This window comes from Geomonas edaphica, assembly GCF_004917075.1.
Lineage (GTDB): Bacteria > Desulfobacterota > Desulfuromonadia > Geobacterales > Geobacteraceae > Geomonas > Geomonas edaphica.
Map to the genome: position 1 here is coordinate 569,011 of NZ_SSYB01000004.1, position 19,277 is coordinate 588,287.

At 61.6% G+C, this 19,277-nt stretch carries 16 protein-coding genes; 6 read left to right on the forward strand and 10 right to left on the reverse strand.

Going from position 1 to position 19,277, the window contains the following annotated elements; genetic code table 11:
* Positions 1-26 precede the first annotated feature (26 nt).
* Positions 27-878, forward strand: a complete 852-nt coding sequence (locus tag E8K79_RS13375; protein WP_136515163.1) for an HDOD domain-containing protein — start codon at positions 27-29, stop codon at positions 876-878.
* 15 nt (positions 879-893) lie between these two features.
* Here E8K79_RS13375 and E8K79_RS13380 read toward each other — a convergent pair whose 3' ends face one another.
* The 6 genes from E8K79_RS13380 to E8K79_RS13405 form a co-directional block, all read right to left on the reverse strand.
* Entirely contained in the window at positions 894-1,271 is a 378-nt protein-coding gene (locus tag E8K79_RS13380) for a response regulator (protein ID WP_136515164.1), read from the reverse strand.
* Between the two features lie 404 nt (positions 1,272-1,675).
* Entirely contained in the window at positions 1,676-2,188 is a 513-nt protein-coding gene (locus E8K79_RS13385) for a hemerythrin domain-containing protein (protein ID WP_136515165.1), read from the reverse strand.
* A gap of 63 nt (positions 2,189-2,251) precedes the next feature.
* Positions 2,252-2,815 carry a quinol:electron acceptor oxidoreductase subunit ActD gene (locus tag E8K79_RS13390; RefSeq protein WP_135869084.1) on the reverse strand — a complete coding sequence of 188 codons (564 nt, stop codon included), beginning with the start codon at positions 2,813-2,815 and terminating at the stop codon, positions 2,252-2,254.
* 39 nt (positions 2,816-2,854) lie between these two features.
* Positions 2,855-3,040 (reverse strand): DUF6496 domain-containing protein, encoded by a 186-nt coding sequence (locus E8K79_RS13395; protein ID WP_136515166.1) that lies wholly within the window; start codon positions 3,038-3,040, stop codon positions 2,855-2,857.
* 36 nt (positions 3,041-3,076) lie between these two features.
* Positions 3,077-3,229 (reverse strand): DUF3309 family protein, encoded by a 153-nt coding sequence (locus tag E8K79_RS13400; protein WP_135869083.1) that lies wholly within the window; start codon positions 3,227-3,229, stop codon positions 3,077-3,079.
* A 43-nt stretch (positions 3,230-3,272) separates the two neighbouring features.
* A complete protein-coding gene (locus E8K79_RS13405; RefSeq protein WP_136515167.1) occupies positions 3,273-4,892 on the reverse strand; it encodes a DUF748 domain-containing protein in 1,620 nt (539 codons plus the stop codon).
* 281 nt (positions 4,893-5,173) lie between these two features.
* Here E8K79_RS13405 and ku point away from each other — a divergent pair, with 281 nt between their 5' ends.
* The 5 genes from ku (at position 5,174) to E8K79_RS13430 (ending at position 10,277) form a co-directional block, all read left to right on the forward strand.
* Complete coding sequence (gene ku, locus E8K79_RS13410) at positions 5,174-5,950, forward strand: non-homologous end joining protein Ku (protein ID WP_136515168.1); 777 nt, start codon at positions 5,174-5,176, stop codon at positions 5,948-5,950.
* A gap of 441 nt (positions 5,951-6,391) precedes the next feature.
* Positions 6,392-7,120, forward strand: a complete 729-nt coding sequence (locus tag E8K79_RS13415; protein ID WP_136515169.1) for an SRPBCC family protein — start codon at positions 6,392-6,394, stop codon at positions 7,118-7,120.
* Between the two features lie 35 nt (positions 7,121-7,155).
* Entirely contained in the window at positions 7,156-8,373 is a 1,218-nt protein-coding gene (locus E8K79_RS13420; protein ID WP_136515170.1) for a zinc-dependent alcohol dehydrogenase, read from the forward strand.
* A 35-nt stretch (positions 8,374-8,408) separates the two neighbouring features.
* Positions 8,409-9,269: an SDR family oxidoreductase gene (locus E8K79_RS13425; RefSeq protein ID WP_136515171.1), complete on the forward strand. Its 861-nt coding sequence runs from the start codon at positions 8,409-8,411 to the stop codon at positions 9,267-9,269.
* Positions 9,270-9,314: 45 nt separating this feature from the next.
* A complete protein-coding gene (locus E8K79_RS13430) occupies positions 9,315-10,277 on the forward strand; it encodes a YihY/virulence factor BrkB family protein (RefSeq protein WP_136515172.1) in 963 nt (320 codons plus the stop codon).
* 166 nt (positions 10,278-10,443) lie between these two features.
* On the opposite strand, the gene E8K79_RS13435 is transcribed toward E8K79_RS13430, so the two are convergent.
* The 4 genes from E8K79_RS13435 to E8K79_RS13450 form a co-directional block, all read right to left on the reverse strand.
* Positions 10,444-10,905 carry a CHRD domain-containing protein gene (locus E8K79_RS13435; RefSeq protein ID WP_136515173.1) on the reverse strand — a complete coding sequence of 154 codons (462 nt, stop codon included), beginning with the start codon at positions 10,903-10,905 and terminating at the stop codon, positions 10,444-10,446.
* A 67-nt stretch (positions 10,906-10,972) separates the two neighbouring features.
* The gene (treS, locus tag E8K79_RS13440) at positions 10,973-14,302 is read right to left on the reverse strand and encodes a maltose alpha-D-glucosyltransferase (protein ID WP_136515174.1); all 3,330 of its coding nucleotides are present in this window, start codon (positions 14,300-14,302) and stop codon (positions 10,973-10,975) included.
* A 9-nt stretch (positions 14,303-14,311) separates the two neighbouring features.
* Entirely contained in the window at positions 14,312-16,291 is a 1,980-nt protein-coding gene (locus tag E8K79_RS13445) for an alpha-1,4-glucan--maltose-1-phosphate maltosyltransferase (protein ID WP_136515175.1), read from the reverse strand.
* A gap of 8 nt (positions 16,292-16,299) precedes the next feature.
* Complete coding sequence (locus E8K79_RS13450; protein ID WP_136515176.1) at positions 16,300-19,275, reverse strand: malto-oligosyltrehalose synthase; 2,976 nt, start codon at positions 19,273-19,275, stop codon at positions 16,300-16,302.
* Positions 19,276-19,277: the final 2 nt, after the last annotated feature.

A 19,277-nucleotide genomic window follows, 5' to 3' on the forward strand; every position in this document is an offset into this window, starting at 1 on the left:
GGAAAGCAGCAAGGAGATACTGCGAAATGAACGAACAGGCCTCTATCGTAGAGGTGATCAAGGAACGGCTCGCCGCCGGCACGCTCAGCGTCCCGGTCTTTCATGCCGTAGCGGTGAAGCTGCAGCAGGCGTTGGCTAGACCCGACTACGACATAAAGGAGGTGCACCAGCTCCTCAATGCCGACCCGGGGGTCGCAACCCGCGTGCTGAGGGCCGCCAACTCCTCCTTCTATTCTGGGCTCAGCAAGGTGAGCACAATCCGAGAGGCCATCATACGGCTGGGCTCGAAGGAGGTCGCGAACCTCGCCATGGTCACCACGCAGCGCGACCTGTACAAGTCCGACGACATCAGGTTCAACGCGATCATGCAGACGCTCTGGAAGCACGCGTTCTGCAGCGCCGTGGGAAGCCGCTGGCTGGCACAAAAGGTCGGGTTCGGCGCGCAGGCGCAGGAGGCTTTCCTGGGCGGGCTCCTGCACGACCTGGGTAAGCTGTTCCTTTTGAAGTGTCTGGAGGAAGTGTCGCGCGAGGAGAGCTTCAAGGGAGGGGTGATTCAACCGGTGCTCAGGGAGGTCCTGGCCACCCTGCACGTGGAGCAGGGGCACCAGTTGATGGTGCAGTGGCAACTGCCGCAGATCTACTGCGACATAGTCGCCGGGCACCAACAGGAGCGCTGGGACCAGGCGAACGTGCTGCTCGCCATGGTGCGGCTCTCGAATCTCACCTGCAGAAAAATCGGCGTGGGCCTCAACAGAGACCCGTCCGTTCTCCTATTCGCCTCGAGTGAGGCCCAGGTGCTGGGGCTTAAGGAAACGGCCCTCGCCGAGTTGGAAATCATCATCGAGGATAACGCCAAGACCCCGGTGCTATCCTCCTGACGGCCGTCGCAGCGGTCAGTGCAGCCAGCGCTTGAGCTGTTCGGCGTCAAGCGGTTTGGGCAGCACCGCCACCACGCCCAGGTTGCGGCATTGCTCCAGGTCCTCCGGGTCCTCGGACGAAGAGAGGGCGAAGACCTTCAGCTTCCTGGTGCGCTCGTTACTGCGCAGCTTCTGCAGCACCCCCACACCGTCTATCTTTGGCAGTTTCATGTCCAGAAGCACGAAATGAGGGTGGTGCCCACTGCCGACCTCCCCGCCCAAGAGCATCCCCAAAGCTTCCGCACCGTCGCGCGCGACCGCTACATTGCTGTAGCCCGCCTTTCTCAAGGCCCGCAAGGCGAGTTCTTCGCAATTGCTGTTATCTTCGACCAGCAAAATCTCAGCGTCTTGCATAGCGCCTCCACAAACTGCGTTCCGGGGGCCGGTCAGACCGGCAAACTGGGATTCTCGGTTAAAAACTTGGCAGTAATTATTAAGCACATTCAAACCTTGCATTGAATTGATATCCACCTGAGCTGGACCTGGCATGGTCCTCATAGCGATAACATAGGCACTGCAGCCGCCTCGCGATTTCATTCATACCATTGAAATGTCGGTGTTATTTCTAGGAAAACGGCCAGTAACGGGAGCTGTGAGTATCGCTATGACATTATATCGCCGCCCCTGTGAGCTACGAATTATTTTATAACATACATTAAGCTACGCACAAGCATTCTTTTTTTATGCTGTAAGACAAAAAATGCGCCGCCCGGCAATCAAGCCGGCGCGGCGCATTTTCCCAGCGTGTGGTCATACCGCTAACCTTCCACGGGTGCCCCCCGCGAAGGCCGGCGCCCTTCCCGCTTGCTCTTCTGGAACGACATGGCGATATCGTGCTGCTGCTCCTTGCCCAGAGCCTTTCTTGCCATCTTGAAGATTTCGCGCTCTTCCTCCTGCATGTGATGCTCGACGATCTCACCAAGCACTTTGAGCTTTGCCACCCAGCGCTCGTCATCGACCGCCAGGGACTTAAAGGTGCCGAGCATGGTCTTGGCAACCTGGTGCTCTTCGTAGGACTGCAGGACGTGGTCACGCATCTCTTCGTCCTGTTCGAGGGCACTGTAGAAGAAGCGCTCTTCCCCCTCCATGTGCAGTTCCAGCTCTTCCTCTATCTGGGCGAAGAGCTTCTGCAGCGACGCAATCTCTTTTTTTCCCGCCTTCTGCGCCTTATCGAAGAGATAACGCGCCTTTTCGTGGTCCTGTTTCAGCACGTCGAAGATGGTCATCTCCGCTTTGCCGTGCGACTCGCTCGTCTTCTGGCCCGTTGGCATCTCGTCTCCTCCTGCGCCGTTATCGGCAGGTGGAGGCGGCTTGCGCCGCCTCCACGGTCGAGCTTACGCCATTCCCCTCGGCTTAGGTTTGTCGGAGGAAGCAAAATCCGCCTTCGCCTCACCTTCGGACCCGATGTCCTGCGCGCCGGTTTCCCTCAGGATCTCCATGGCGCGCTTTTTCCAGTCCGCGTTGTCGCAGTGAACCGAGAGGAGGATACCTCCTTCCTTCACTCTCCCTTCATAACGCTTCGCCTCGTACTCGGGAATCCCCATGCCGACCAGGGCGCCGGCGATCCCGCCGATCACCCCGCCCGCTCCGAGCCCCGCCAGGGCGGCCACGATGGGGCCTGCCGCGATGAACGGGCCCACACCGGGGATGGCGAGGGCACCGATACCCGAGAGCCAGCCGAGGGCGCCGCCGATCACCGCACCGGTCCCGGCGCCGGTAGCTGAGCCTTCCGGCACCTTGGTGTGCTTTTCGTGGGCGAAGTCCTTGGTGCCTACGTTCTCGGAGAACAGCACCGAGATGTCCGTGTTGCGAAAGTCCGCGGCACGCAGAGAGTCGACGGCGTGCTCGACGCTCTCGCGGCTGCGGTAGATCCCGAAAACTGCGGTGTTCTTTGCCATGACAGCCTCCTTTTCCTTTCTACAGGTTTGCGGTGCCCGCTACTTCTTCTTCGGAGGCTCGGGCACCTTGGCTCCCTTCTCGCGCGCCTCCGAAAGTCCGATGGCAACGGCCTGCTTGCGGTCGGTCACCTTCTTGCCGCTGCCACCGCTCTTTAATTCCCCTTTCTTGAACTTGTCCATCACCTCGTGCACCGTTTCCTGTGTCTTTTTCCCGTACTTTGCCATTGCCGATGCCTCCCTTTTCCTCACCTGAACCTGCCGCTAGATGCGACCCATCAGCATCAGAATCAGCAGGATCAACAGGATGAGTCCCAGCCCGCCGCTGGGATAGTAGCCCCACGCGGAACTGTACGGCCAAGTGGGGAGCGAACCGAGCAACAACAGGATCAGGATGATCAGCAGTATCAACCTCATAGCTTCCTCCTTTTGCGTCTGGTTGTTTTGCCGCCGCCGGAAGTCAGCGCTTTCTCCCCAGTGCCGTCACCTCCTTCTCGAAGGTGGGGAGTATCGCCTTGAAGAACGCGTTCCGCACAAGTTCCACGACGACCTGCCAGGTATTGGTTTTCGGACTTTGCAGCGGGCCCGAGATATCGGCCTTCGTCGCGACCTGGTCGCGCTGCTTGTTTTCCAGGAGCTTGGCGATCCCTCCCACCAGCATCTCGTAGACCTGATGGAAGAACCCCTTGTTCTTGTCCTGGCGCCGGTCGTAGACCTTCATGTCCTTAAAAAACGGCTTGATATAGCCGTTGACGCGGTTGTTCTTCACGTGGAGCTCGGTCACCAGGGAGAAGGTCCCCGCTGTTACGTCGAAATCGCCGTAGGTGCGGAGCAGGTCGTTCAGCGACACGAGCTGCGTTCCGGTGATCTTTACGTAGAGGTCGAGGTCGGGCCCCTTGTCTTCCGGGCGGAAGGCGGCGGTCGCCTCGGTAACGCCGCTCCCCATGAAACGGCCGGAAAGCTTCGCCCGGGCTGGTCCCTTTGAGAACTGGTTCGAGAAGTTGTCCAGGTAGAGGTTTGCATCGGAAAGAAAGAGCCGGACCTTTTTGCCGCCGTAATCGTTCACGAAGCCGATGTTCGCATCGGTCAGGCTGAAGTGCTCCACGGTGAGGATCAGGTTCGGCTTGTTGCTCACCTCCTTGGCCGCCTTCTTGACCTTCTCCGCGCGCCTTTTCTCTGCCCGCGCCGTCTCCGGTGCATGGATGTAATCGAGGCGCACCCCATGGATGGTGAGCTTTTTGAGCCGCGCCGTCTGGACCTTGCGCCCGTATTCCACGTTACCGTCCGCGCTCAGTACGCCACCTTCGATCTTCATGTTCGTGCGGGCGAGCATCGGTGCAAAGTAACCGAGTGGAACCTTGGCGAGCTCGATGGCTGCCTTCACCGCCGGTGTCGGCTCGGCAAGGAAGTTCGCCCGGCCGTCCACGATGCCGTGACCGCTGCCGAAGATGTCCGTCTCCAGGTGGAAATTGGATGGATAGACTTTGTCCGGGAGGTGGATGTTGCGGATGTTGTCCGCCTCCAGCGACAGGTTGGTCAGCTTGAGAGGACGCTTATCGTCCGCGTCGATATAGGTGATGCCGGCGTTGGTGATCTTCAAGAGGTTGATCTTCAAAGGATAGATAGCCTCGAAGGCCTGCTGCCACCCCTTCTGTTTCATGGGGACCTTGCTGGCCGCCTCGGTACGGAGCTGGTTCAGGTTGACGTGGATCTTCGGCGCATCGAGCCTCATGTCTCCGACGAGCTTTCCCGAGAGGATCTCTCGCCACTGCACACTGGCTCGCAGATACGGGAACTCGGCCACCGGAGGCTGTGGGTGTGCCTGCTGGGATATGGTGAGACCTTTAAGCGTGATGGAGAGACCGATGAGACTGAAGTGCAGCTTTGGGAGACGAACCGAATATCCCTTGAGGCTCTGATTCATCCTTTTTTCCGTGGTGCGCCTGAGCGGTTCGTCGATGAAGAAACTGGCGATGAATACGACGAGGATCAGGGCGATCAGCACCCCGACCACCCAGAGCAACACCTTCGGCACGGCACCCCCGCGGGTCCGCCCCTGCAACTCTTTATCTCCAACCATAATGATCTCCACAGGTTACCGCTGCGCTCGCCCTGCATGATGAAAACACGCTAATAAATGTATGCACCGGCGTTGTTTTGTCAATCGCCGGAAGCTGTTTAGCGCAAGGCGACCAGGGGGCCCGCTCCCCTCCCTGCGCTTTGGTGTCGGGCGGGGCCGGAACACGCTACGTTGCTCGGGAATGGGGCGAGCAGGCTCAGACATGGTAGAATTCGTGCTGTGCCGGGGTGCGCTGAACCGGCAAGAACGGCGCCCGGTTTCGGTGCCTAGAGGAGGTGGATATGAGAGCGATGTGGTCAGGTTCCATCAGTTTCGGGCTGGTCAACATCCCGGTCAAGCTTTACAGCGGGTCGCAGAGCAACTCGCTCGATCTGGACATGCTGCGTAAGAGCGACCTCTGCCCGATCAAGTACCTGCGGGTCTGCAAGTTCGACAACAAGGAAGTCCCTTACGAGGAGATCGTGAAGGGGTACGAGTACAGCGACGGCGAGTATATAGTGCTCACCGATAAGGACTTCGAGAACGCGAGCCTTGAGAAGACTCATCTCATCGACATCGTCGACTTCATCGAGGAGAAGGAGATCGACACGCGCTACTTCGAGAAGCCCTATTATCTGGAGCCCGACAAGAGCGGGCCGAAGGCGTACGCGCTTTTACGCGAGGCGCTGAATCGTTCCGGCAAAGTGGGCGTTGCCTATTACGTGTTGAGAAACCGCGGCAGTCTGGGCATCGTGCGCCCGCTCGGGGACCTGCTGGTGCTGAACCAGATAAGGTACGCAGCGGAGGTGCGCGACGCCGCAGAGCTGAAGCTTCCCGGCAACGAGCACGTGAAGGAGCAGGAAGTGGCGCTGGCGCTCACCCTGATCGACCAGTTAACGGTGAAGTTCGACCCGGAGAAATACAAGGATCAGTATATCGATGACCTGAAGCGGATGATCGAGGAAAAGGCTCAGGGACGGCAACCGGTCGCGGCGAAGGTACCGCCCCCGCCCAAGGTGGCGGACATGATGGCGCTTTTGAAGGAAAGCCTGAAGCAAAAACGCAAGGAAGCTGCGTAGTCCGCAGCCGACGAGCCCCAGCGCCAGCCCCCTCCCCAACCCTCCCACTCCGGGGGAGGGGGCTCACGCAGCCCACGCCACCAAGGCGCAGCCCCACTTCCCCGCCCCTCCCAGGCCAACACCGCCTCCCCACCCCACAAAGCATTCCCATGATTCCCATGATTCCCATGATTCCCATGATTCCCATCACTCCCATCACTCCCATCACTCCCATCACTCCCATTCTTCCCATTCTTCCCATTCTTCCCATTCTTCCCATTCTTCCCATTCTTCCCATTCTTCCCATTCTTCCCATTCTTCCCATTCTTCCCGTCAGCCCCAACCCCCAAATTTCCCCCCACCCTATTGCAAACCCGCCCCGCTCTGTTAGCTTTCTCTAATTGTTTTTTCAGCCCCACCTTAATAAGAAACAAACCCCGCAGTTTCCAAGGAGGAATCAGCATGGAACAAAGCGAAAGTGAGCGCAGCGAATCCAGACCGTGGCAAAGGCCGCGGAAGATGAACGTCGGTCCCGCGGAGCGGAAAGCGTCCCTGGCCGGAGGTGCGGCCCTGGCCCTTTCGGGGCTCAAGAATGTTAGCCGGAGAAACTACGCCTCCGGTCTCGCCATGATCGTCGCAGGCGGGTTGTTCCTCTACCGGGGACAGACCGGCTACTGCGGCCTGTACGACGCGATGGGGGTGGACACGATGCATACGCAACCGGGCGGGCTCAGGATAGAGAAGGCGGTGACCATCGGCCTGCCGCCGAACGAGGTCTACGAGTTCTGGCGCAACCTGGAAAACCTGCCCCGCTTCATGAAACACCTGGAAGCGGTGGAGGTCACCGGCCCGCGCACCTCGCACTGGAAGGCGATGGGTCCCGGCGGGATCAGCGCGGAGTGGGACGCCGAGATGATGGAGGACACCCCGGGACAGCAGATCAGCTGGCACTCAGTGGGCGAGGCGGACATCCCCAACAAGGGGAGTGTCGAGTTCAAGGAGGCGCCGGGCAACCGCGGCACCGAGGTGAGGGTCACCATCGACTACTATCCTCCCGGCGGCGCCGCAGGGAAGGCCGCAGCCAAGATCGCACACGGCATCAACGCCCAGCAGTTGGAAGAGGACCTGAAGCGGCTCAAGCAGATCCTCGAGGTGGGCGAGGAAACCACGGCGCAGCGCACCGCCGACTAAACCCGGCTCCCCGGCTTGCGGGGAAAGGAGGAGATATGAGGGCAGTTTGCTGGCACGGCAGGCACGACGTGCGGGTGGACGAGGTCGCCGACCCGCAGATCTTGAGCAAAAACGACGCGATCGTGAAGGTGGCGCTCACCTGCATCTGCGGCTCCGACCTGCACCTTTATAACGGCTACGTTCCAACCATGCAGAAGGGGGACATCCTCGGCCACGAGTTCGTCGGGGAAATCGTCGAGGTGGGGAGCGGCGTCACCCGCTTCCATGTCGGCGACCGCGTCATCGTCCCGTTTCCCATCTCATGCGGCGCCTGCTGGTATTGCAAGCACGAGCTGTGGGCCCTTTGCGACAACAGTAACCCGAACGCCTGGATGCTCGAGCATATGTACGGTGACACCGGCGGCGGCATCTTCGGCTACTCCCACCTCTACGGCGGGTTCTCGGGTGGACAGGCCGAGTACGTGCGCGTCCCGTTCGCCGACGTGGGGCTCGAGAGGATCCCGAGCGGCGTCCCCTACGAGCACGTGGTGCTCCTGACCGACATCCTCCCGACCGGCTACCAGGCCGCCGACTACTGCAACATCAACCCCGGCGACACCGTCGCCGTCTGGGGATGCGGCCCGGTCGGTCTCATGGCGATGATGTCGGCGCGGCACCTGGGCGCGGAGCGCGTCATAGGCATCGACCGTTTTCCGGACCGGCTGCAGGCGGCGCGTGCCCAGTGCCAGGCGGAGGTCCTCAACTATGAGGAGGTGGATGTCGCTGAGGCGCTGCAGAATATGACCGGTGGGCGCGGCCCCGACTCCTGCATCGACGCCGTCGGTATGGAGGCGGTGGGAACCGGCTTCGAGGGGGTCTACGACTCGGTGAAGCAGGCCCTCAGACTGGAGACGGACCGGGCCTCGGCGCTGCGCCAGCTCGCGAAGGCCTGCCGCAAGGGCGGCACCCTCTCCATCGTCGGCGTGTACGCAGGCTTCGTGGACAAGTTCCCGATGGGCGCGCTTTTCGCCAAGGGACTTACCCTGCGCTGCGGTCAGGCACACGTGCACAAGTACCTGCCTCACCTGGTGAAGCTGGTCGCGGAGCAGCAGTTGAACCCGTCGTCGATCATCACGCACCGGCTCCCGCTGCAGGAGGCCCCAACGGGATACAGGATGTTCATGAACAAACAGGACGCCTGCATCAAGATCGTCCTCGACCCGCACACAGGCGCAACGGCTACGGAGCAGGCGCCGCAAGGCGAAGGTGCATGAAAAAAGGCAGCCGTCCAACTACCAGGAGGTGACCGATGACCCCGCAGGAGGAAAAACCATTCCCGCGCCAGCGCCAGGAGCAGCCTGGCATCGAAGCAGAGATGACTCCGAAGCCGCAAAGCGGCGAGCTCGAATACAGGGGAGCCGAAAAGCTGAAGGGGAAGGTCGCCCTGATCACAGGCGGCGACAGCGGCATCGGCCGCGCCGTCGCCATCGCCTTCGCCCGCGAGGGGGCGAGTGTCGCTTTCGCCTATCTTGAGGAGGACCAGGATGCGAAGGAGACCCGCGACATCGTGGAACGCGAGGGGGTGCGCTGTCTCGCCTTCCGCGGCGACGTTGGGCAGGAAGCGTTTTGCGCCGACATCGTGGGGAAGACCGTGGCGGCATTCGGCAGGCTCGACATCGTCGTCAACAACGCGGCCGAGCAGCACTACCGCGAGGAGCTGGAGCAAATCTCGGAGGAACAGCTCGAGCGCACCTTCCGCACCAACATCTTCTCATATTTCTTCCTTACCAAAGCGGCCCTGAAACACCTGCAGGAGGGAGCCCGCATCATCAACACCACCTCGGTGACCGCCTTTAAGGGGAGCCCGACGCTGCTCGACTACTCCTCCACGAAGGGGGCTATCGTCGCCTTCACCCGCTCGCTCGCCCTCTCGCTCGCCGAGAGGGGAATCCTGGTGAACGCGGTCGCTCCCGGCCCGATCTGGACCCCGCTCATCCCGGGGACCTTCCCCGAGGAGAAGACCGAGAAGTTCGGCACCGAGGTACCGCTAAAGCGTGCCGGTCAGCCGGTTGAAGTGGCGCACAGCTACGTCTTCCTCGCCTCCGAGGGAGGATCCTACATGACCGGCCAGGTGCTGCACCCAAACGGCGGCACCATTGTCGGCGGGTAAGGGGAGAATCCGGCGCACCGCGCCGCTACCACAAGGAGTGCGACAATGTTCTCTATGCGCGCCTACTTCAAGCTCGGGGACACCAGCTACAAGGACCTGGCGAAACGGGTCTTCCGCAAGTTCAGCGATGAGGACTGCCCCGAACATGCGGCGGCCATGGCCTACTACTTCCTCTTCGCGTCGTTTCCCTTCCTGCTCTTTCTGACCACCCTGATCGGCTACCTCCCCATCCCGAACCTCATGGAATACGCCCTCTCATATGCGGCCAAGCTTCTCCCAGGGCAGGCGTTCTCTCTGCTGGAAGACAACATCCGATCCCTGTTCATGAGCAAGAAGCAGGGGCTGCTGTCGATCGGTATCCTCCTCGCGCTCTGGGCTTCTTCCAACGCCATCGTCTCGGTGATGGACGCCATGAACAACCTATACGACGTGAAGGAGGGACGCCCTTTCTGGAAGGTCCGCCTGATCGCCATCGCTCTCGTGATAGGGCTCTCCCTGATCTTCCTGAGCTCGATGACGCTACTCATGTTCGGCTTCAAGATAGGTGTGTTCATTGCTGGATTTACCGGAATGGGCACCCCCTTCAAGGTCGCGTGGGGCATCGGCCTGGTCCCGGTGACCCTGTTCCTGTTGATGCTTGCCCTGGCCGTCATCTACTACTTCACCCCCGACGTGGAGCACACATGGAAGTGGATCAGCCCGGGCGCGGTGGTCGCCATCCCGGTATGGATCGTCATGTCGCTTGGCTTCTCGTTCTACATCAACAACTTCGGTTCCTACGACAAGACCTACGGCTCCATAGGCGCGGTCATCGTGCTCCTGCTCTGGCTTTACCTGAGTGGACTGATCATCCTCATCGGGGCGGTAGTAAACGCCGTGATCGAGCACAGCTCGGAGGAGGGAAAGGAACCGGGGGAAAAGGTGGAAGGGGAGCACGCCGCCGAACGCGGCACGCATTCAAAGGCGGAGTCGCAGCAAAAGGCCAAGGAAGAGGCGGCAAGGTCGTAGCAGGATCACGAAGTGAAAGATGGAAGTCGTACCTGAATCCGGATTCAGGAATCCGGATTCAGCTTGAAACGTGACGTCTCGGATGAAAGGATCTACTCCTCCCCCCACGGAGGGGGGAGGTTGGGAGGGGGGAAAGGTTTTATGAAGAAGGAGGGATGCAGCACACCTACTTGATCTGGCCGCGGATCTCGCCCAGCGGGTAGGTCTCCGTCGGCACATCGACATAAGCCTCACCCGCCTCGATGATCCGGACCAGGTCCTCCACGGTTTTACCTTCCAGCTCGCCAAGCAGGCTCTCGTTGGTGATGAGCCCCTCGTCCAGTATCCCCTTGAAGGGCCCCATCTTGGTCGGGCCGCCGAACAGGCCGACCAGAGGGGATCCGTTTTCGCCCGGTTTCCCGCGGTGAATGTGGGCCGCGGTGGGACTCGTGATCCTGCTCACGTTGAGCTCGTAGCTCATCTCCCCATCCTTGTAGATCATCTTCAGGTCCCCCCGGGCCGGGGTCTTCACGCTCGGCACCTCCTGCTTCCCGGAAAGCGTCGCCCGAAAGATCTTTTGTTCCGCGCCGGCCGCTGGGACCTGTGCAAGGGTCAGCATGCAAGCAAGTGAAAGCAGTAGTTTTTTCATGTCGCTCCCCCTTTTTACCAGTTTTGTGATCCGGTCCTGCAGTTTCCGTGGTGCGCCCGATTGCTGATCATCTCGTCACGCCAGTTTCCTGCGCGAGCAGTTGCAGGATGCCCGAGAGCGGAATAGAGACCCACTCCGGGCGGTTGTTGAGCTCGTAACCCAGCTCGTAGATCGCCTTGTCCAGCATGTACGCCTGCAGCATGATCTCGATCTGGTCCGCCTCGGCAGGCATGAAGTTGGCCCCGGCCGCCCTTTCCCGGTAGGCGTCGAGAAAGACCTTCGCGTTGTATTGGTACCAGGCATGGACCCAGGGGAGGAGGTAGGCGATGTCCTCGTCGCGCACCTGGGTCCGCTGCATGATGACGGCGTGCGCCGCATAGTGGAAGGAGCGCATCATCCCGGCCACGTCACGCAGTGGAGACTGCTTGATCCTCCGTTCGCTCAGTGACTTGATCGGCTCACCCTCCAGGTCGATGATGAGGAAGTTGTCGCCGGTGTAGAGGAGCTGCCCCAGGTGATAGTCGCCGTGAATGCGGGTTTTCATGGCGCCGAACTTGCGCACCAAAAACTTCTGGAAGACGGCGTAAAGGTCGTTCTCCATACTGAGAAGCCCCTCCGCGTCGCTCGCCGTATGCTGCGGTATGGCGGCCAGGTTCCTGCGCAAAAGCTCGAAGACCTTCCTGCAGCGGGTGCGCATGGACTGGTAGACGGAACGCTGGTACAGGAGCGCGAACGACTCCGGTGCGAAATCGGGATCGTCGCTGCGCGAGGAGATCGCGATGTGGAACTCGGCGGTCCGCTTGCCGATCAAGGCCACCATGTCGGGATAAACCCCCTGGATCAGCTCCAGAAGGGCTGGCGTATAGCCGCTCGACTCGTTGCCCGGATGGGGCTCGAAACCCGACTTCTTCGCCTCCTCGCGGTAAGCGAGGACGCGGTCCACAAACTGCCCCACTTCGCCGAGCGTGAAGGTCCAGGCGTCCCCCTGGTTCGGCACGAACCCCTGCAGGAGCCCGAGGGCGAAGGACTCGCCGCTGTTGCGCCGGTACTCCAGGGTTCCCCCTAACGGCGCGACATGCGGGAAACGGACCCGGTCGAGGAACCTTCCGATCTCGAGTTCAGGATGGGCCCCCTCCTCCATGCGCCGGTAGAGCTTAAAGAAGAAGTTGTTGCCGAAAAGAACGGAACTGTTGCTCTGCTCTGTCTTACCCACTTGCGACGGGAAGGGGGGCGCCTTCCCTTCCATGAGCGGCGAAATCGAGATGGCGGGCTGGCCCGACAGGCGTCCGCCATCCCCTTTCAGCGATTTCCTGCGCCAGATGAGTTCGAAGAGCACCCAGCGCAGGTGCGAGTTGTAGAGACCGTCGTAGAGGAGCCCCGGCCGGTCGCCGACCTTGAGCTGGCAGATCACCGCCTCCGGGGATGCGCCCAGAAGCGTTTCCCCGCCTCCGTCCATCGGGACGTAGTGCAGCGGTAGCAGGTACACCTCGGGGATCCCCTCGCTGTAGGTGACCTCCAGGAAGGCGAGGATCACCGAGGAGCCATCGATCGGAACGGGGAGTTGGTCGACGACGGAGAAGCGGACCATGATGCGGCTCTTCCCCTGGAACCAGCGTGCCTTTTTGAGGTATTCCGGGAGGACAGACTGCTCCAGTTGGCGCAGCCCGGCAGATTTCAGCACGTTCTCCCAACTTCCCGGCACCGCGACCTCCTCCAGCACCCCCTCCTCGCGCGGCTTGATCTTCTCGCGCCCGTCGGTCAAAAGGAGCAGATGGTAGTCGTACGCACCCATGATGATCCCGTAAGGGGAGTCCTTGATGGCGGGGAAGCGGTTACGGCTGAACATCTCCTCCGGGTAGAAACCGACGAAACGGGGCTGGTTCACCTGCACGAACTGGGTGGCGCGAGAGAGGTTGATCAGCACCAGGATGGTCTGGTCCTCGTACTGGCGCAGCATGGCGAGCACCTTCGGATTGTCCAGCGGCACGAACTCGAGGCTCCCCCAGCCGAACGCCTTGAAGCGCTTTCTGAGGTCGATCATCCGCTTCATCCACCAAAGAAGGGAGGACGGGTTCTTCGCCTGGTTCTCGACGTTGCGCGCCTCGTAGTGGTACTCCGGGTCGATGATGGCGGGAAGGTAAAGCTTCTGGGGGTTCGCGGGCGAGAAGCCGGCGTTTCGGTCCGGGCTCCATTGCATCGGGGTTCGCACGCCGTTGCGGTCGCCGAGATAGTAGTTGTCCCCCATGCCGATCTCGTCGCCGTAGTAGACGATGGGGGTCCCCGGCATGGTGAAGAGCAGCACGTTCATGAGCTCGATCTTGCGCCTGTCGTCCCCCATGAGCGGCGCGAGCCGGCGCCGGATGCCGAGGTTGATACGGGCGCGCGGGTCGCGGGCGTAGATGCGGTACATGTAGTCCCGCTCCTCGTCGGTCACCATCTCCAGGGTGAGCTCGTCGTGGTTTCTCAGAAACATGGCCCACTGGCAGTGCGGCGGGATGGCGGGGGTCTGCTGCATGATGTTCACGATCGGGAAGGAATCCTCCATCTGCAGCGCCATGAACATGCGGGGCATGAGCGGGAAGTGGAACGCCATGTGACAGGCGGCGCCCCCGCCGAAATAGGAGGCGGCGTCCTCGGGCCACTGGTTCGCCTCGGCGAGAAGCATCCGGTCCGGGTACTTGGCGTCAATGTAGGCGCGCAGCTTTTTCAGGAACTCGTAGGTCTCAGGGAGATTCTCGCAGTTGGTCCCCTCCCGCTCGTACAGGTAGGGGACCGCGTCGAGCCTCAGGCCGTCCACCCCCATGCCGAGCCAGAAGTCGATCACCTTGAACATCGCCTCGTGCACGCGAGGGTTGTCGTAGTTGAGATCGGGCTGATGCGAATAGAAGCGGTGCCAGTAGTAGCTCTTGGCGATCGGGTCGCGGGTCCAGTTGGAGACCTCGAAGTCCTTGAAGATGATGCGGGCGTCCAGGTACTTATCAGGGGTGTCGCTCCAGACATAGAAATCGCGCCAGGTGGAGCCGAGCTTCGCGCGGCGCGACTTCTGGAACCAGGGGTGCTGGTCCGAGGTGTGGTTCAAGACGAGTTCGGTGATGACCCTCATGCCGAGGGCGTGCGCCCCCTTCAAAAAATCCTGGAAGTCGCGCAGCGTGCCGTAATCGGGGTGGACGGTGCGGTAGTCGGCGATGTCGTAGCCGTCGTCCTTCAGCGGCGAGGGGTAGAAGGGGAGTACCCAGACCGCGGTGACGCCCAGGTCGCGCAGGTAGGGGAGCTTCTGCAAAAGCCCGCGAAAGTCCCCAATGCCGTCGCCGTTACTGTCGCAAAAGCTCCGGATGTGCACCTCGTAGATCACGGCATCCTTGAACCAGAGCGGATTCTTCTCGTTGCGAAACGGCATGGCTTCCTCCTAGAAATAATAATCGAAGTCCGACTCGCGCTTCTGCCAGGTGCTGATGCGGTAGATGCAGGCCGGGTTCACCTGCGGGTCGAGCCGGACCGTCGTCATCCCCCCCTCCCAGATGGAGCGCTCGCCGCTGATCAGGTCGTGCAGCAGGTACGACTGCCCGGGGGCTACGCCAAACAGATCGAGCGGCACGCGCAGCTTAGCGGTCCGGGCCCGGAAGGGATCGAGGTTCACCGCCACCAGAAGTGAACTCTTCTGCTGTTTAGCCACCTTTACGTAGAAGATGACGCTGTCGTCGTCAGATTCGAGGAAGGTGACGTTGTTGGTCCGCTGCAGCGCGCTGTACTCCCGGCGGATCCGGTTCAGCGTGATGATGAGTTCCCTGATGTTCCCCGGGGCCTTCCTGTCCCACTGCCGGATCTCGTACTTCTCGGCGTCGAGGTATTCCTCAGAGCCCTGCTTTTCCGGCATGCCGACGCAGAGCTCGTACACCGGCCCATAGATGCCGTAGCTAGAGGAAAGGGTACCGGCCAGGACCAGCCTGATCATGAAGGCGGGGCGTCCGCCGTACTGCAGAAACTCGGTGAGGATGTCCGGGGTGTTGGGCCAGAAGTTCGGGCGCATGAACTCCCTCGTGTCGCCGCGGGTCAGCTCCATCAGGTAATCCGTGATTTCCCGCTTGCTGTTGCGCCAGGAGAAATAGCTGTAGGACTGGGTGAAGCCGAGTTTGGCGAGCCGCGCCATGATCTTCGGCCTGGTAAACGCCTCGGCCAGGAAGATCACGTCGTGCGACTTCTCCTTCGCCTTGTCTATGAGCCACTCCCACATGGGGAAAGGTTTCGTGTGCGGGTTGTCCACCCGGAAGATGCGCACGCCCTGGTCCATCCAGAAGAAGACCACCCCCTTCAGCTCCTCCCAGAGTTCCTCCCACTGCGGCGTTTCGAAGTTGATCGGCACGATGTCCTGGTACTTCTTCGGGGGGTTCTCGGCGTACTGCACCGTCCCGTCGGGACGCCACTTGAACCACTCCGGGTGCTCCTTCAGGTAGGGGTGGTCCGGGGAGCATTGGAAAGCGAGATCCATGGCGATCTCGATGCCGTGTTTTTCAGCTTCCCGGACCAGGTCGCCGAAGTCCTCGATGGTCCCGAGTTCCGGGTGCACCGCCTTGTGCCCACCCGCCTCGGAGCCGATGGCCCATGGGCTTCCCGGGTCGTCCGGCCCCGCCTCGACCGCGTTGGCCTTCCCCTTGCGCTTGCTGGATCCGATGGGATGAATGGGAGGAAGGTAGAGAACGTCGAAGCCTAGCTCCGCTACGTCGGGGAGAAGCCCGATGCAGTCGCGGAGTGTGCCGTGGCGTCCTTCTTCGCCTAAAGAGCGTGGGAAGAGTTCGTACCATGAGCTGAAAAGCGCCTTCTGGCGATCCACCCGGACCACCAGTTCCTTCTGATAGCGCGTGGCGAGCCCCCGCGCACAGCAGGTGCTGACCAGGTCGGAGAGCCGCGTGTCGAGCCCTAAGGCCACCGCCCCCTCCTGGTTCCGCTCGGCAGAGAGCGCCGCCACCGCCTCGCGCAGCCGGGCCGCGTCCTCCTCCCCCGCCTCCGCCACCGCCTGCTCCAGGATCTTTCCACCGATCTGCAGATCGACCGCCACGTCCTGTCCCGCCTCGAAACGCTTCTGCAGGTCCCGCTGCCAGGTACGGAAGTGGTCCACCCACCCCATGATGGTGTATTGGTAAAAGCCGGGGTGGCCCAGGAGAAATGAGCCCTGCCAGCGGTCGTTATCCAGGCGCTGCATCGCCGTTTCCAGCCAGTGCTCCTCTCCCATGCGGCGGTAAAGAAGTACGGCCACCACCTCGTCGTGACCGTCGCTGAAGACGTCCGCCTGCACCACCATCTCGTCGCCGACCACGCGCTGCACCGCAAACCTGCCGCAGTCGATCTGGGGGTGCACCGCCTCGATAGCTATCCGCGCCCTGCCTTCCATAGATCACCTCACTCAGATTCCAGCAGCGCCACACTCACCTCGCCGAAGAGCGCGGCAAGGGGGAGGACGCTTTGACCATCGCGGGAGACGACATCGATCACCGCGTCGTTCACCACGTTGCGCAACCGCCCCCCTACCCCTTCGGGAAGAAGCAGCATGGTGTCCTGCCAGACCGACTCACTAAGCGGGCTGTCCCCCTCCTCCGGCATCAGGGTCGCCACGAGCCGCGCCGCCGCGACGATCACCACGCGACCTCCGGCCTTGCGTGCGAAGGCGCACAGATGTCGGGCCCGCGCCCCTTTCGCCTCCAGCGGCAGGTACTCGCCGCCGGCGAAGACGTCCTTGTGCTCCCGGCGATAGTTGAGCACCCGGTAGATGAGAAAGAGCTTCGCCCTCTCGTCCTCCCGCTCCAGCAGCTCGCTCCATAGCCTAGGCGCCCCCTCCTCCTGCTCGCGCCGCTTGAGGTCGACGAGTGCGTCGATCCTCCTGCCGTAGTCCACCTGGCGCCGGTTATCCGGGTCCACCAGGGTGACCTCGATAAGCTCGGTCCCCTGGTAGAAGTCGGGAATGCCGGGGGAGGTCATCTTCAGGAGGGTCTGGGAGAGCGAGCTGAAGAAGCCGCAGCGGGAGAGCCGCCTTTGCAGCGGCAGAAACTCGCGCAGGAATTCGTTGTCGGGGGTGCGCGCGAGGATGGCATCGATGAAACCTACCACCGCCTCCTCGTAACTCCCATTGGGACTCACCCAGCTCGTGTTCACCTTCGCCTCACGCAGCGCCTTGATCATGTACTCCCTGATGCGCCCGCGGAATGCCTCGTATCCGGCGTCGTCCACCTCGCCGATCGGCCAGGCACCGACAAGGGTCTGGTACAGGAGGTACTCCTCGTTCAGCTCCGGCACTCTGGCGTTATCAATCAGGGAGCCGCGCCGCTTGTTGAGCCGGCTCCAGCGCGCCACCTGCTTCTGCCACACTGACGGGATTTCGGAGAGCGCATCGATCCTCGTGCGCACGTCCTCGCCACGCTTGGAATCGTGCGTCGCCGTCGCGATCATGGCGTGGGGGAAGTTCTTGTTCCGCTCGAGGTTCTGCCCGTGGAAGGCCTCGAGCGTGGTGCCGAAGCGCCCCGGCATGCCGCCGACGTCGTTCAGGGAAATCAGGCGGTGGTATACGTAGAAGGCGGTATCTTCGAGCCCCTTGGCCATCACCGGGCCGGTGATCTGCTGGAAGCGCATGGCGAAGTAAAGCCAGTCGCGTCGGCTCTCCTCGCTCGCGCGGTCGGGGGATCTCAAAAGGAGCACGTCGCGCAGGAAATCGAAGACCGACCCGCTGATGGCGGGGTTTCTACGCTTAGCCTTCGATACCGCCGCGTCGATGTACTGCACGTCGCGGTCGCGCACCGAGGCGGAGTTGGCATAGGTGCGGTACACCGGGAAGCAGGCGATCACTTCGCTTATGGCGCGGGCCAGGCTGTTCAGGGTGAAATCGCGGGTGAGACGGTCCTCCTCGGCGATGTTGTTCAACTGGTGGGCCAGCATGTTCACCTCGCCGGAGAGGGAGACCTGCATCACCAGCTTCTTCTTTTCGTAGACGATCTCGGTGAAATCGGCCCCCCGCTTCACGAAACGGTCGTAGATCCGGTCGAACTGCTTCGCGACGTCGCTCGCCACGAAGATGCCGTTCACGCTGTTCAGGAACTCGTAGCCGGTGGTGCCGCAGACCGGCCACTGCTCGGGGAGGAGCTCCCCCTTCATGAGGATCTTTTCCACCACGGTGTAAAAAGGCTTGTAGCCAGGGTCCCTCTCCAGCACCTCGTCGTACTGCCGCGCCCACTCCTCGCGGATCGCTTCGGCGCCCTCCTCGGGCGGGGCCCCCTCGCCTCTTTCCCTCAGATTCATCCAGGCGCTTTTCTGCAGGTGCTGCAGGTAGGTGACCGGGTCGTAAAGCCCGTCCACGTGATCGATCCTAACCCCGGTCACCTTCCCCTCCCGGATCAGCCGGAACAGCAGGGTATGGGTCAGGTCGTAGACGGTCTGGTCCTCCATACGGATCGCGGCGAGGGCATTGATGTCGAAAAAGCGCCGGTAGTTGATCTCCTCGGTGGCAACACGCCAGTAGGAGAGGCGGTACACCTGGTCCCGTAGCAGCCGGTCCAGCAGATCAAAGGAATTGGCGTCGCCTTTGGTCCCGTTGAAGATCATCACGTTTTCCGATACCAATTCAGCCACTTCAGCGGAGTCGAAGCAGAGCTGAGCGAGGCGCTTCTTGATGATCTCCTTCTCGCGGTGCCGCTCGTTCATCTTCTCCGGGTCCCGCTCGGTATGAAGGGGGAGGTGCTGCAGGGCGGTCTCGATGCTCAGTAGTTCCTGGAGCGGCCCGGCCTCAGGGGGGAGCTTCTCCTTCAGGGCATCCAGCCGATGCTGCAGGATCAACAGGTAACTGCGCGGCTCCACTGGGATCTGCAGCGTGTTGCACTGGACGAAGAAGGCACCGTCACGGAAGATGAGCTGCAGCCCTCCCCCCTCCAACACCCTGCCATACTGGTCACCCAGAAGAGGCAGCAGCACCTTCCCGGTCAGCTCCTTTTTCACCGGCTCCCAGTCGATGTCGAAGAAATGGGCGTAGAGGGAGCTCATCCCGTTCTCGAGTACGTCCATCCACCAGACGTTGTCGCCGCTTTCGATGCACATGTGGTTCGGGACGAAGTCGAGGATGTGCCCCATGTCATGGCAGGAGAGCTCGTCGACGAAGGCCTGGTGGCTTCGCTCGTCACCGAGCTCCTTGTTGAAGATGGTCTGGTTCACGACGTCGTAGCCGTGTACGCTCCCCTCCTTCGCGGCCAGATAGGAGGAGGCGTACACGTCGCTGACGCCCAGGTCGTGCAGGTAGCCGACGATCCTTTCGGCGTCGGCGAAGGTGAACCCGGCGTTGAACTGCAGCCGGTAGGTGGCGCTCGGTATGCGGGCCTGCGGCAGGTGCTGGTCCATGC

Bases quoted from the DNA above. Each gene is read 5' to 3' on its own strand.
- E8K79_RS13375 (WP_136515163.1), top strand. From the start codon at position 27: ATGAACGAACAGGCCTCTATCGTAGAGGTGATCAAGGAACGGCTCGCC.
- E8K79_RS13380 (WP_136515164.1), bottom strand. From the start codon at position 1,271: ATGCAAGACGCTGAGATTTTGCTGGTCGAAGATAACAGCAATTGCGAA.
- E8K79_RS13385 (WP_136515165.1), bottom strand. From the start codon at position 2,188: ATGCCAACGGGCCAGAAGACGAGCGAGTCGCACGGCAAAGCGGAGATG.
- E8K79_RS13390 (WP_135869084.1), bottom strand. From the start codon at position 2,815: ATGGCAAAGAACACCGCAGTTTTCGGGATCTACCGCAGCCGCGAGAGC.
- E8K79_RS13395 (WP_136515166.1), bottom strand. From the start codon at position 3,040: ATGGCAAAGTACGGGAAAAAGACACAGGAAACGGTGCACGAGGTGATG.
- E8K79_RS13400 (WP_135869083.1), bottom strand. From the start codon at position 3,229: ATGAGGTTGATACTGCTGATCATCCTGATCCTGTTGTTGCTCGGTTCG.
- E8K79_RS13405 (WP_136515167.1), bottom strand. From the start codon at position 4,892: ATGGTTGGAGATAAAGAGTTGCAGGGGCGGACCCGCGGGGGTGCCGTG.
- ku (WP_136515168.1), top strand. From the start codon at position 5,174: ATGAGAGCGATGTGGTCAGGTTCCATCAGTTTCGGGCTGGTCAACATC.
- E8K79_RS13415 (WP_136515169.1), top strand. From the start codon at position 6,392: ATGGAACAAAGCGAAAGTGAGCGCAGCGAATCCAGACCGTGGCAAAGG.
- E8K79_RS13420 (WP_136515170.1), top strand. From the start codon at position 7,156: ATGAGGGCAGTTTGCTGGCACGGCAGGCACGACGTGCGGGTGGACGAG.
- E8K79_RS13425 (WP_136515171.1), top strand. From the start codon at position 8,409: ATGACCCCGCAGGAGGAAAAACCATTCCCGCGCCAGCGCCAGGAGCAG.
- E8K79_RS13430 (WP_136515172.1), top strand. From the start codon at position 9,315: ATGTTCTCTATGCGCGCCTACTTCAAGCTCGGGGACACCAGCTACAAG.
- E8K79_RS13435 (WP_136515173.1), bottom strand. From the start codon at position 10,905: ATGAAAAAACTACTGCTTTCACTTGCTTGCATGCTGACCCTTGCACAG.
- treS (WP_136515174.1), bottom strand. From the start codon at position 14,302: ATGCCGTTTCGCAACGAGAAGAATCCGCTCTGGTTCAAGGATGCCGTG.
- E8K79_RS13445 (WP_136515175.1), bottom strand. From the start codon at position 16,291: ATGGAAGGCAGGGCGCGGATAGCTATCGAGGCGGTGCACCCCCAGATC.
- E8K79_RS13450 (WP_136515176.1), bottom strand. From the start codon at position 19,275: ATGGACCAGCACCTGCCGCAGGCCCGCATACCGAGCGCCACCTACCGG.